Source organism: Jejuibacter sp. L23, assembly GCF_050815825.1.
Lineage (GTDB): Bacteria > Pseudomonadota > Gammaproteobacteria > Enterobacterales > Enterobacteriaceae > Jejubacter > Jejubacter calystegiae.
On the sequence record NZ_CP138199.1, the window covers coordinates 337,025 to 349,372 of the forward strand.

The window sequence follows — 12,348 nt, forward strand, 5'->3', positions numbered from 1 at the left end:
TCGGAGAAATCCAGTTGTTTGCATATATAAGGAGAGCTTGCTCTCTCAGGTTAATCCTAAAATCGCCGAAGGCCGGATGGTTATTCCGGTTTATTTCTTGATGCACTCACCTTATCATAACCATTGAATCCTTGTTATTTTATTGATTTTAAAGAAATAAATATAATATTTGTAATTGTATTATCTATATTCCCGCTATTAATCCTAAAACCTCTTCGTTATTTCCCTCAGCCGGAAACAGGTCTCGCTTATTGTGTATACTCGGGAACGCCTGAAACTCTTTTCAGGTAAATCTCCATTCATTCAATGAAGGGAAATTGTTATGAAGAAAGTCCTTTATGGCGCAATGGCCGTACTGGCGCTGGCGTCTGCTGGTACCGCTACTGCTGGTCCTTTGACCAGTGGCGAAGCGGCTGGCGGTGCAGCGAACTCCGTTTCTGTGGGGAGTTCAACAGCGACCGGGTCTAGCGCAGTAGGGTCTGTGGTAGGGACTGCGCTTGCCGCAGTTGGGGGCAGTGATGGCGCCAATACTGGCACTACCACCACCACCTCTACCTCCACAACCACTACGACCAGCACCACCCCTTAGTAATTTTTACTGAGGTTTTAACCATAACCACACTGCGGTGTGGTTATTTTGAATTCGGGGAAATGTCGTGCAGCGACTTGCTATTGTGATGATGTGCCTGTTTCTGCAGGCCTGTTCTAACACCTCTCCTGTTTCGTCACTCTGGAACCGCTTTTTTGGCACTGACGGGGTGCAACTCAGCGACGATGAGATCCAGAACATGCCCTACGCCAGCCAGTATGTCCGGCTGAATGACGGGCCGCAGATCTTTGTGGTTCTGGCGTTTTCAGAAAACGGGCAACACAAGTGGGTCACCCAGGACCATGCGACCCTGGTGACGCAGCACGATCGCCTGGTGAAAACCGTGGGGTTGGGCGACAACCTGGTGGAAGTCACTAACCTGCAACAGGATCCGCTGGCGAAAGTGAACCAGATTGTTGACGGCGCCAGTTGGACGCGACAGGCCAGCTGGACGGAACACCAGCAGGTACGCAACGCTACGCTGCGCTCCACTTTCCACTGGGACGGCAAGGACTCACTGGAGGTGGGCAGCGACGTCACGCCGGTTCGCATACTGGATGAAAAAGTGACCACTGACGCCGGTAGCTGGCATAACCGCTACTGGGTGGATGAAGAGGGCTATATCCGTAAAACGAAGCAGTACCTCGGGCCCGGCTACTACCCGATTACCACCATTCTGTTGAAGGCGGCGAAATAATGACAACAAAGCTAATTCTCGCTTCGCTGATGCTGGCCTTTGCCGGTGGCGCCTGTGCCGCCGGCACCATTACCGTTTATCCAGGGAATTCAGCGCCTCCGTTAACCGTGACCGGTGCCGAACGTCTTGCCGATCTGGTGACGCAGCCCACGTTGGCGCATAGCTGGTGGCCGGGCACCGTGATTAGCGAACGTCAGTCAACGGCGGTGGCTGAACAACAGCACCAGAAACTGCTGGCGCGGCTGGCGGCCCTTGCCGCCGATCGCGGTGGCGACGAAGGCGCGGCCATTAACGGTCTGCGTACCCAGCTCCAGGCTATCCGGGTCACCGGACGCCAGCTGGTTAACCTCGATCCGGATCGGGTGCGGGTGAATCCTGAAAGTAATCCGCCATTGCTGGGGGAATATTCGCTATGGGTCGGCCAGAAGCCCACCACTGTGACGGTGATGGGGCTGGTAAGCACGCCTGGCAAGAAGACATTTGCTCCAGGCCGCTCAGTGGATGAATACCTTGATGATGTCAGCACGCTCAGCGGCGGCGATCGCAGTTATGCCTGGGTGGTTTACCCCGACGGCAAAACGGTGAAAGCGCCGGTGGCTTACTGGAACAAGCGCCACGTTGAACCTATGCCCGGCAGCATTATCTTCGTCGGCTTTGCCGATCATATCTTCTCCTCCGCCTGGGATGGCCTGAATGAGCAGATTCTCCACTCTCTGACCCATCGGATACCGGATTGATGAAGAAACGTTACCTCTACAGTTTACTGGCGCTGGCTGTCTCTTCCGCCTGCCAGGCGGAGAGCTACCCGGCGCCCATCGGCCCGTCCCAGTCCGACTTCGGCGGCGTGGGCCTGTTACAGACGCCCACCGCGCGTATGGCGCGCGATGGGGAGTTCAGCGTTAACTATCGCGACAACGATCAGTACCGCTTCTATTCGGCTTCGGTGCAGTTAATGCCCTGGCTGGAAACAACCCTGCGCTACACCGATGTTCGTACCCGTAAGTACAGTAATGTGGACTCTTTCTCTGGCGATCAGACCTATAAGGATAAGTCGTTTGATGTGAAGCTGCGCCTGTGGGAAGAGGGCTACTGGACGCCGCAGGTGGCGGTGGGTATCCGGGATCTGGGCGGTACCGGCCTGTTCGACAGCGAATACCTGGTGGCCAGTAAGGCCTGGGGGCCGTTCGACTTCTCGCTGGGGATCGGCTGGGGCTATCTGGGGACTGCCGGAAACGTTACTAACCCGTTCTGTAGCTACAGCGATAAATACTGCTATCGCGATAACAGCAACAAGAAGGCGGGTTCGTTCGAATTTGGCGATATGTTCCACGGCCCGGCGTCGATATTCGGCGGTATCGAATACCAGACGCCCTGGCAGCCGCTGCGCCTGAAGCTGGAGTATGAAGGCAATGATTACAGCGGCGATTATGCCGGACGGCTTGAGCAGCGCAGCAACTTTAACGTGGGCGCCATCTATCGGGTCACCGACTGGGCCGATGTCAACGTCAGCTATGAGCGTGGCAATACCTTTATGTTCGGCTTCACGCTGCGCACCAACTTTAACGATCTTAAATCTCACTACGCCGATAACCGTAAGCCGGAATACCGGCCGCAGCCTCAGGATAAGATCCTACAGCACAGCGTGGTGGGTAATCAGCTGACCCAGTTGAAATACAATGCCGGTCTGACTAATCCGCAGATTCAGACCAAAGGGGATACCCTTTATGTCACCGGCGATCAGGTGAAATACCGTGACTCGCGTGAGGGTATCGATCGCGCTAACCGCATTGTGATGAATGACCTGCCGGAAGGGATAAACAAGATCCGCGTAACGGAAAGCCGGGTCGCTATGCCGCAGGTGACCACCGAAACCGACGTTGATAGCCTGCGTCATCATCTGGAAGGAGAGCCGCTGGGCCACGAAACACCGCTGGCTCAGCGCCGGGTGGATCCGGTGGTGCCGGACAGCACCGAACAGGGCTGGTATCTGGACAAACCACGCTTTAGTTATTCGATCGATCCGGTTCTGAGTCAGTCCTTCGGCGGCGCGGAAAGCTTCTATATGTACCAGTTGGGTATCAGGGGCTCCGCCGATCTGTGGCTGACAGACCACCTGCTGACCAGTGGTAGCCTGTTCGCCAATATCAAGAACAACTACGACAAATTTAACTACACCAGTCCTCCGAGCGACACGCATTTGCCGCGGGTGCGTACTCACGTGCGTGAATACGTTCAGAACGATGTCTATGTGAACGATCTACAGGCCAACTACTTCCAGTATCTGGGCAAAGGCTGGTACGGACAGGCCTATGCCGGTTATCTGGAAACTATGTTCGGTGGCGCAGGCGCCGAGGTACTGTACCGTCCGCTCGACAGCAACTGGGCGGTGGGGCTGAACGCCAACTACGTGAAGCAGCGTGACTGGCGTAGCTCTCAGGATATGATGAAGTTCACCGACTACAGCGTGAAGACCGGGCACCTGACCGCTTACTGGACACCGCCGTTTGCCGATGGCGTACTGGTGAAAGCCAGCGTGGGCCAGTACCTGGCGGGCGACAAGGGGGGAACCCTGGATATCTCTAAACACTTCGACAGCGGCATCGTGGTGGGTGGCTACGCCACTATCACCAATGTCTCGTCCGAAGAGTATGGGGAAGGGGAGTTCACCAAAGGGGTCTATGTCTCCGTTCCGTTGGATCTCTTCTCGTCGGGTGCGACCCGCAGCCGTGCCCTGGTGGGCTGGCAGCCGCTTACCCGCGATGGTGGCCAGATGCTGGGCCGCAAGTTCGAGCTTTACAGCATGACCAGCGACCGCAATATCAACTTCCGATAAGCGTTCTGGTCATCACCGCCGCCTCCCATCAGGGAGGCGGTTTTTTTTGCGGGTAAAAGTGTGAAAACCGCGTTAAATAAAGTAGATCTGGATCACGTTTTTCCCTTATAAAGGAGCCAGTATCCTGATATGAATAAGGGGAATAACATGTCGTTGCCATCTCGCTCTCCGGCGGAGTGGATCGCTTATGGATTACAGTCAGTGCTGAATCTGGGGCTACTGAGCCTGGGACTGATTTTGATGGTGTTTCTGGGGAAAGAGACGCTGCACCTGACCTATGTGCTGTTTATTAATAGCGAACAGGTGACCAAATATCAGCTGGTGGAAGGGCTACTGGTCTGGTTTCTCTATTTTGAATTTATCGCGCTGATTGTGAAGTACTTTCAGTCTGGTTATCACTTCCCGCTGCGCTACTTCGTCTACATTGGCATTACTGCCATCGTGCGACTCATTATTATTTCCCACGAGACGCCCGAAGAGGTACTGGTCTATTCCGGTGCGCTCCTGCTGCTGGTGATCACGCTGTGGTTATGTAACACCAGCCTCCTGAAGCGCGAATAATCGCGTCTTGTTGACGGCCCTGCCTGGGCCGTCACTTTATTCGTGTGTTACACCTTTGTTGCTATTAAGATCGCTGGAATATGCTTTGCCCCACACGAGCCGCGGGTTCTGCGTTACAATGCCTTCAGAATTTTTTCCGGAGAAGGTGTTATGTCCCATCCCGCGCTGGCGCAGCTGCGCGAACTCCACTACTTTCAGGATATCCCAGCTTTAAGCCACGCACTGAGCGACTGGCTGCTGCTGGAAGATTCCATGACGAAACGCTTTGAGCAATACTGCCACAGGGTCAGCGTGGAGATACTGCGCGAAGCCTTTGTTGATGCCGGAGAGCTGATGCCCGGGGAAGCAGCGCTACTGCCGGACGAAGAGCGCTTCTGGCTACGTGAGATTTTGCTGTGCGGCGATGGTGAACCCTGGCTTGCTGGCCGGACGCTGGTGCCGCAGTCAACGCTGAATGGCCCGGAGCTGGCGCTGCGCCAGTTGGGAACTACCCCGTTAGGGCGTTATCTGTTTTCATCATCGACCCTGACGCGCGATTTTATTGAAACCGGACGTAGTGCAGAGCTGTGGGGGCGCCGTTCCCGTCTCCGGCTCTCAGGAAAACCGCTGTTGTTGACCGAGCTTTTCCTTCCTGCGTCGCCGCTGTATCGAGAGGAATAAAAAATGGAGTGGACTCTGAAGCAGAATAAGCTGCTGGCGTATCACCGATTGATGCGCACTGATAAGCCCATAGGCGCGCTGTTGCTGCTCTGGCCGACGCTGTGGGCGCTGTGGATGGCAACCCCGGGCGCGCCGCCGTTAACGATACTGCTGGTTTTTGTGGCGGGCGTCTGGTTGATGCGTGCCGCGGGCTGTGTGGTGAATGACTACGCGGACCGCAAGTTCGATGGTCATGTGAAGCGCACAGCGAATCGTCCCCTGCCCAGCGGCGCGGTGAGTGAAAAAGAGGCCCGTATTCTGTTTGGGGTGCTGGTGCTGCTCTCCTTCCTGCTGGTGCTGACTCTGAACAGCATGACGATCCTGCTGTCGGTGGCCGGGCTGGCGCTGGCATGGGTTTACCCCTTTATGAAGCGCTACACCCATCTGCCCCAGGTGGTGCTGGGCGCAGCTTTCGGCTGGGCGATACCGATGGCTTTCTCCGCCGTTAGTGAAAGCGTGCCGATCTCCTGCTGGCTGATGTTCCTGGCGAATATTCTCTGGGCCGTGGCCTACGATACCGAGTACGCCATGGTGGATCGCGATGACGATTTGAAGATTGGCGTTAAGTCTACGGCGATTCTGTTTGGCCGCTATGACAAACTGATTATTGGTCTGTTGCAATCTGGCGTGGTGGCGATCATGATACTGCTTGGCGTGCTGAATGGCCTTGGCGGCCTGTGGTATGCATCGATTGCCATTGCCGCCGGGTTGTTTGTCTGGCAGCAGAAGATGATAGCGAACCGCGATCGCGATGCCTGCTTCCGGGCCTTTATGAACAACAACTACGTTGGCCTGGCGCTGTTTATCGGTCTGGTGCTGAGCTATCTGCATTTCTGATTATTGAGTGCATAAAAAAGCCGGTCGGTGTAACACCTGACCGGCTTTTTTCATTTTTACGGCGCGTTATTCAGCCTGTTCTGTTGCTTCTTCTTTGGCCTCGATACCGCCATTCTGCGAGGTGGCGCTCTCAATGGTCAGGCGCACATCGGAGGTCAGCAGTTCGGCCAACAGTTGGTAAACCTGCAGCGCTCGTTCAGATTCAGCGTCGCCGCTGTCGCTGATATAGCCTTCATCGCGCAGGGTTAGCACCAGAGTAGAGAAGACTGCCTTATCGAAGAATTCCGGCGCATTGATACCATGCAGAACCGACAGGCGCTGTGCCAGAGTGCGACTCTCTTTTTCCAGAGTGCCGCGGTTAATGCCCGGGTTGGCACCCAGCAGCCAGAAGGTGATGGCATAACGCTGAATGGTCTCGCGCACGCCTGCCGCCAGCAGTTGCAGGGTACGGGAGCGCAGCGGGTTCACCTGTAGCGTATCGCCGTTAATCAGGATCAGCCCCTGGCGTTGCAGTTCGTCCAGTAGCGCGTCGATCTCCGCGGGCAGCGCCTCTTTTTCCCAACGCAGGAATAACTCGCTCTTCAGCATCGGGTAGAGCAGCGTCACCTGCTCCAGTAGCGCACTGCGGGTCAGATGACGGCGTTGGGTAATCATCATGGCCAGCAGCGATGGCAGCACCAGCATATGCATCAGGTTATTGCGGTAGTAGGTCATCAGTACCGCCTGCTCGCGCGGCAGAATGATGATGTCGCCGATTGTATCTTTTTCCACTTCGAACTTATTCATCTGTAGCGCGTGATTGATCAGTTCATCGGCGGTGACTTTCGGCGCCGTCGCGTCCGGCGAATAGGGGACGTTACGCAGAATATCCAGATAGCAGTTCAGCTGTTCGGTTAGCTGTTCGCGGGTCAGAGAGCGCTGACGTGACGCCAGTAGCGCGGTACAGCACAGATTCATGGCGTTTGCCGCGCCGGCGTTGTTAATGCGCACCATCAGATCTGCGGCGATAGCGTTGACTGACGGCGTCAGCCAGGCTGGGCGTACCGCTTCGATGGGATCGATATCGTCACGCCATTCCGGCACGTTCTGGTTCAGCCAGTTGTTCAGCGGAATCGGCTCGCCGAAGTTAACGTAACCCTGACCCAGATTACGCAACTTGCTTAAGCCGCGTACCATCTGAGTGAAGCTCTCTTTCTCTTTGGTGGCACCGCGCAGCTCTTTCGCATAGGTGCCCACTTCCATGACATGTTCGTAGCCAATGTAGATGGGAACCAGCGTGATGGGGCGGGTACCGCCGCGCAGCATCGCCTGAATGGTCATCGACAGGGTACCGGTTTTCGGATCCAGCAGCCGTCCGGTACGCGAACGTCCGCCTTCCACAAAGTACTCTACCGAGTAACCGCGGCTGAACAACTCACCCAGATATTCGCGGAATACGGTGGAATAGAGCTTATTGCCCCGGAAGGTACGGCGGATGAAGAATGCGCCCAGGCGGCGGAAAATCGGGCCCGCTGGCCAGAAGTTAAGGTTGATACCGGCAGCGATATGCGGTGGTACCAGCCCCTGGTGGTAGAGCACGTAAGAGAGCAGCAGATAGTCCATATGGCTGCGGTGGCAGGGGACATAGACCAGTTCGTGGCCCTCGTGGGCCAGTTGACGAATGCGCTCGGCGTTATGGACGTTGATGCCCTGATAGAGCCGGTTCCAGGTAAAACCCAGTACGCGATCGGTTACGCGGATAGCTTCGTAAGAGAAGTTAGCCGCTATCTCTTCCATCAGGGCTACGGCGTTCTGTTGGGCCTTTTCATGGGAGATCTTTTTGGTACGCGCTTCGTCTTCTACCGCCCGGGCAATGGCCTTGGAGGACAGCAGCTTATTAAACAGATCCTGACGGGCCGGCAGACGTGGCCCTACGGCCGCCAGACGCAGACGCGAGAAGTGCATTCTGGCGATACGCAGCAGCTTCTGGGCGATACGCTTGTCCGTACCATGTTCGGTAGCCATACGGCGCAGAGAAACCGGTGGCGAGAAGCGCACAAAGCTGTCGCGGCCCAGCCAGATCACGGCGAAGAATTTTTGAATACCGTTCAGATTGCGCAGCGGCGGGTTGGCTTCCCCTTTCTCTTTGCCCGGCGCACGGCCGAACATCACAGAGACGGGCACCATCTGAACGTCAAGATTCGGATTACTGCGGTGTAGATCCAGATAGTTATGGAATAGTTTGATGGACTCTTGTTTAGGCGTGTAATAGGTGAAGACGCGGGGACCGTCGTGCGCGAACACATAGCGCGGCAGGACGACGCCGTCCACTTCCAGCGGCTCCATGGGGTCCGGCAGATCGTGGGCCAGACAGCGCGCACGCAGCGTCAACAAGTCTGCCTTCGAGTTATAGGGCAGAACGTACATAATCGGACGCGAAGTATCCAGGCCAAGTTCGGCGCAGGGATCCGCCGGAATTGACTTGCTCTTTACCAGAATACTTAATGGTAAATTAAGGAGCTTGTATAAAAATCGGGACCAGCCTGACATAAATGATGTAAAGCCTCTGGTTAATCATGCAAATGCGCCGTCAGAATACCAGAAACGGCACGGAAATTCTGCGGCACCACTATTAATCGAAGCGCGCTGGCGTTGACGCTGATTTTCGTCATACTGCCTGCTGCATTCGGTCTGGCTTCGTTAATCGGCTCGGGCGCGCCCTTGCCGCTTTGATGCAACTGAACTATTTAGAGTGTGTTTTTTGAAAAGGTTTCCATTACATGGCGAATAATACCACTGGTTTTACCCGTATCATCAAAGCTGCCGGCTATTCCTGGAAAGGTCTGAGCGCGGCGTGGCGTAACGAAGCGGCCTTCCGCCAGGAAGGGGTCGCCGCGGTTATTGCCATTATAGTGGCCTGCTGGCTGGATGTTGACGCCATGACGCGCGTGCTGCTGATTGGCTCCGTCATGCTGGTCACGATCGTCGAAATTCTGAATAGCGCCATCGAAGCCGTTGTTGACCGGATCGGCAGCGAGTATCACGAACTTTCCGGTCGCGCGAAAGATATGGGCTCCGCCGCCGTGCTGTTAGCGATTATCGTCGCGCTTTTCACCTGGGTCACGCTACTCTGGTCGCATTTGCGGTAAAGCTTCAGGAAACGGATAAAACGCTGACTTTTTACCACGTTGTGGTTCCAAAATCGCCTTCTGCTGTATATACTCACAGCATAACTGTATATACACCCAGGGGGCGGAATGAAAGCGTTAACGGCCAGGCAACAAGAGGTTTTTGATCTCATCAGGGAGCATATCAGCCAGACGGGAATGCCGCCCACCCGTGCGGAAATCGCGCAGCGACTGGGCTTCCGTTCGCCTAATGCCGCAGAAGAACACCTGAAGGCTCTGGCGCGCAAAGGGGTTCTCGAAATCGTCTCTGGCGCTTCACGCGGTATCCGACTGCTGCATGAAGAAGAAGAGGGGCTGCCGCTGGTTGGGCGCGTTGCCGCGGGTGAGCCGCTGCTGGCCCAGCAGCATATTGAAGGCCACTATCAGGTCGACCCTTCCCTGTTTAAACCGAGTGCGGACTTCCTGCTGCGAGTGAGCGGTATGTCGATGAAAGATATCGGCATTATGGATGGTGACCTGCTGGCGGTACATAAGACTCAGGAGGCGCGCAACGGTCAGGTCATCGTGGCTCGCATTGAAGATGAAGTCACGGTTAAACGCCTGAAGAAGCAGGGCAACACGGTACAACTGCTGCCGGAAAACAGCGAGTTTGAACCTATTGTGGTCGATCTGCGCGAACAGAATTTTACTATTGAAGGGCTGGCCGTCGGGGTGATCCGCAACGGCGAATGGCTCTGAATTTATAAACGCATCCCCCTGCTGACGCGTCCGTTCCCGGGCGCGTCTCTGCTTTAACTCTCCTGACTGCATAACCGGATAATGGCCATGCCCCTTTTCCAAAAAACCGATAAAGCATTATGGCGGCTGGCGCTGCCGATGATTTTCTCTAACGTGACGGTACCGCTGCTGGGGCTGGTGGATACTGCGGTCATTGGTCATCTCGACTCGCCGGATTATCTGGGCGGCGTTGCCGTTGGCGCTACGACGACCAGCTTTTTGTTTATGTTGCTGCTGTTCCTGCGGATGAGCACCACCGGCTTTGCGGCTCAGGCATGGGGCGCGAAAAATGCGCCGGCGCTGGCCAGAGCGCTGGTTCAGCCGCTGATGCTGGCGTTGATTGCCGGTGTGCTGATCGTGGCGTTACGTACTCCGCTGATTGATTTGGCTTTGTACATTGTCGGCGGCAGCGAGCAGGTTCTGTATCAGGCGCAGCGCTTCCTGGCCATTCGCTGGCTGAGCGCTCCGGCAACGCTCGCCAATCTGGTACTGCTGGGTTGGCTGCTGGGTGTCCAGTACGCCCGTGCGCCGGTTATTCTGCTGGTGGTGGGTAACCTGCTGAATATTTCGCTGGATCTCTGGTTTGTGGTAGGCCTGCATATGAACGTGCAGGGGGCGGCGCTGGCGACGGTCATTGCCGAATATGCGACGCTGCTTATCGGGCTGGTGATGGTGTGGCGGGTACTGCGGCTACGTGGCATCTCGATGGATATGCTGAAGCAGGCCTGGCGCGGCAATATTCGCCGCCTGCTGGCTTTGAACCGCGACATTATGCTGCGTTCCCTGCTGCTTCAGCTCTGTTTTGCCGGTATTACCATTTGCGGTGCGCGCCTCGGTAGCGAAATCGTGGCGATTAACGCGGTATTGATGACCATGCTGACCTTCACCGCCTATGCGCTGGATGGTTTTGCTTATGCGGTAGAGGCCCACTCCGGCCAGGCCTTTGGCGCGCGCAGTACCGGCCAGCTGTTGAGCGTATGGCGAGCAGCCTGCCGCCAGGCGGGTCTGGTGGCGCTCTGCTTCGCTGCGATCTACGCCCTGGCGGGGGCGCAGATCGTGGCCCTGTTAACCTCAATCCCCGAACTTCAGGCTCAGGCGGATCGCTATCTGCTGTGGCAGGCGGTGCTGCCGCTGGTTGGCGTCTGGTGTTATCTGCTGGATGGCATGTTTGTGGGGGCCACCCGCGGCGCGGAAATGCGTAACAGCATGGCGGTTGCCGCGCTGGGATTCGGACTGACGCTACTGACGCTGCCCTGGCTGGGCAACCATGGCTTGTGGCTGGCTCTGACGGTATTCCTGGGGCTGCGTGGCCTCTCCCTGGGCTGGATCTGGCGCCGTCACTGGCGTAACGATACCTGGTTTAAGGTGCCGGGCCACCAGTGAGCCTGCAAGGCTATACTTTATGGGTGAGTGAGGCTAAATCCGGCGCGGAGGTACGCAATGCTCAGAGACGAAATCGAAGGCGGCTGCCGCCGTCTGGTGGGTAGAGTCCGCGAAGCCTGGGGCAGGATGACCGACGATGACGGCGCCATTGCCAGCGGCCGTCATGAGCGGCTGATTGGCAGGCTTCAGCAACGCTATGGCTACGCCAGAGCCCAGGCAGAAAAAGAGGTGACCCAGTGGGAAAAGCGTAACGATTACCGCTGGTAGCAGGGCGTGGGCGCGGTTTAGCGCCCGCGTTTTTTCACGGCGACGCTGTGATCGTGCTGGCAGATTTCGCGGTTGCGGCAGGCTTCCACTTCGGCGCAGGGCGCGCACAGACCGTGTGCTTCGATCACATTGTGGTGTAGAGCAAAGCCGTTACCGGCCGCCAGCTTGTGCATTATCTCCTCCACACCTTCCGCACTCTCCTCTTTCACCGAACCGCAGCGATCGCAGATAAACATGGCGGAAGTGTGCATAGGCTCATCAAAGTGATGGCACAGCACATAGCTGTTAGTGGACTCAACTTTGTGTACAAACCCCTGCTCCAGAAGAAAATCCAGCGCCCGGTATACGGTAGGGGGCTTGGCCTGGGGTTCGCTGGCCTTCAGCAGATCGAGCAGATCGTAGGCGCTAATGGAGCTATCCTGCAGCGTCATCAGACGCAGTACTTCAAGGCGCTGAGGCGTCAGGCGCACGTTGCGCTGCTGGCACAGTTTCTCTGCACGCGCCAGCACATCTTGCGGTGTCGTCATATCCATCAGTCTGCCTCGTTATCTCGGAATCTTGCCCAATTTTATCATGAACCCGCTAAAACGCCGATATC

The 12,348-nt window shown here is 56.4% G+C and carries 13 protein-coding genes; 11 read left to right on the top strand and 2 right to left on the bottom strand.

Annotated elements, in window-relative coordinates:
- The first annotated feature begins 322 nt into the window (after positions 1–322).
- The 7 genes from yjbE to ubiA all read left to right on the top strand — a co-directional run bounded on the left by yjbE (position 323) and on the right by ubiA (position 6,216).
- A complete protein-coding gene (yjbE, locus tag SCU88_RS01540) occupies positions 323–589 on the top strand; it encodes an exopolysaccharide production protein YjbE (protein ID WP_138095327.1) in 267 nt (88 codons plus the stop codon).
- Between the two features lie 88 nt (positions 590–677).
- The gene (locus SCU88_RS01545; RefSeq protein ID WP_431810145.1) at positions 678–1,286 is read left to right on the top strand and encodes a YjbF family lipoprotein; all 609 of its coding nucleotides are present in this window, start codon (positions 678–680) and stop codon (positions 1,284–1,286) included.
- Positions 1,286–2,023, top strand: coding sequence for a capsule biosynthesis GfcC D2 domain-containing protein (locus SCU88_RS01550; protein WP_175341833.1), 738 nt, complete (start codon positions 1,286–1,288; stop codon positions 2,021–2,023). The genes SCU88_RS01545 and SCU88_RS01550 overlap by 1 nt, the downstream gene beginning before the upstream one ends.
- The gene (locus SCU88_RS01555; protein ID WP_138095330.1) at positions 2,023–4,119 is read left to right on the top strand and encodes a YjbH domain-containing protein; all 2,097 of its coding nucleotides are present in this window, start codon (positions 2,023–2,025) and stop codon (positions 4,117–4,119) included. The genes SCU88_RS01550 and SCU88_RS01555 overlap by 1 nt, the downstream gene beginning before the upstream one ends.
- A gap of 147 nt (positions 4,120–4,266) precedes the next feature.
- Positions 4,267–4,680, top strand: coding sequence for a phosphate-starvation-inducible protein PsiE (gene psiE, locus SCU88_RS01560; protein WP_175341834.1), 414 nt, complete (start codon positions 4,267–4,269; stop codon positions 4,678–4,680).
- A 150-nt stretch (positions 4,681–4,830) separates the two neighbouring features.
- The gene (gene ubiC / locus SCU88_RS01565; protein WP_175341835.1) at positions 4,831–5,340 is read left to right on the top strand and encodes a chorismate lyase; all 510 of its coding nucleotides are present in this window, start codon (positions 4,831–4,833) and stop codon (positions 5,338–5,340) included.
- A gap of 3 nt (positions 5,341–5,343) precedes the next feature.
- A complete protein-coding gene (ubiA, locus tag SCU88_RS01570) occupies positions 5,344–6,216 on the top strand; it encodes a 4-hydroxybenzoate octaprenyltransferase (protein WP_138095333.1) in 873 nt (290 codons plus the stop codon).
- Between the two features lie 66 nt (positions 6,217–6,282).
- Here ubiA and plsB read toward each other — a convergent pair whose 3' ends face one another.
- On the bottom strand, positions 6,283–8,745 hold the full coding sequence (gene plsB / locus SCU88_RS01575; protein ID WP_175341836.1) for a glycerol-3-phosphate 1-O-acyltransferase PlsB: 2,463 nt from the start codon (positions 8,743–8,745) through the stop codon (positions 6,283–6,285).
- Positions 8,746–8,975: 230 nt separating this feature from the next.
- Between plsB and SCU88_RS01580 the strand changes: the two genes are divergently transcribed.
- The 4 genes from SCU88_RS01580 (at position 8,976) to SCU88_RS01595 (ending at position 11,750) form a co-directional block, all read left to right on the top strand.
- Complete coding sequence (locus tag SCU88_RS01580; protein ID WP_175341837.1) at positions 8,976–9,344, top strand: diacylglycerol kinase; 369 nt, start codon at positions 8,976–8,978, stop codon at positions 9,342–9,344.
- Positions 9,345–9,452: 108 nt separating this feature from the next.
- Positions 9,453–10,061 carry a transcriptional repressor LexA gene (gene lexA, locus SCU88_RS01585; RefSeq protein ID WP_138095336.1) on the top strand — a complete coding sequence of 203 codons (609 nt, stop codon included), beginning with the start codon at positions 9,453–9,455 and terminating at the stop codon, positions 10,059–10,061.
- A gap of 87 nt (positions 10,062–10,148) precedes the next feature.
- Entirely contained in the window at positions 10,149–11,483 is a 1,335-nt protein-coding gene (gene dinF, locus SCU88_RS01590; protein WP_175341838.1) for an MATE family efflux transporter DinF, read from the top strand.
- A gap of 57 nt (positions 11,484–11,540) precedes the next feature.
- Positions 11,541–11,750, top strand: coding sequence for a CsbD family protein (locus SCU88_RS01595; RefSeq protein ID WP_138095338.1), 210 nt, complete (start codon positions 11,541–11,543; stop codon positions 11,748–11,750).
- Positions 11,751–11,767: 17 nt separating this feature from the next.
- Here SCU88_RS01595 and zur read toward each other — a convergent pair whose 3' ends face one another.
- A complete protein-coding gene (gene zur, locus SCU88_RS01600) occupies positions 11,768–12,283 on the bottom strand; it encodes a zinc uptake transcriptional repressor Zur (protein WP_138095339.1) in 516 nt (171 codons plus the stop codon).
- Positions 12,284–12,348 lie beyond the last annotated feature (65 nt).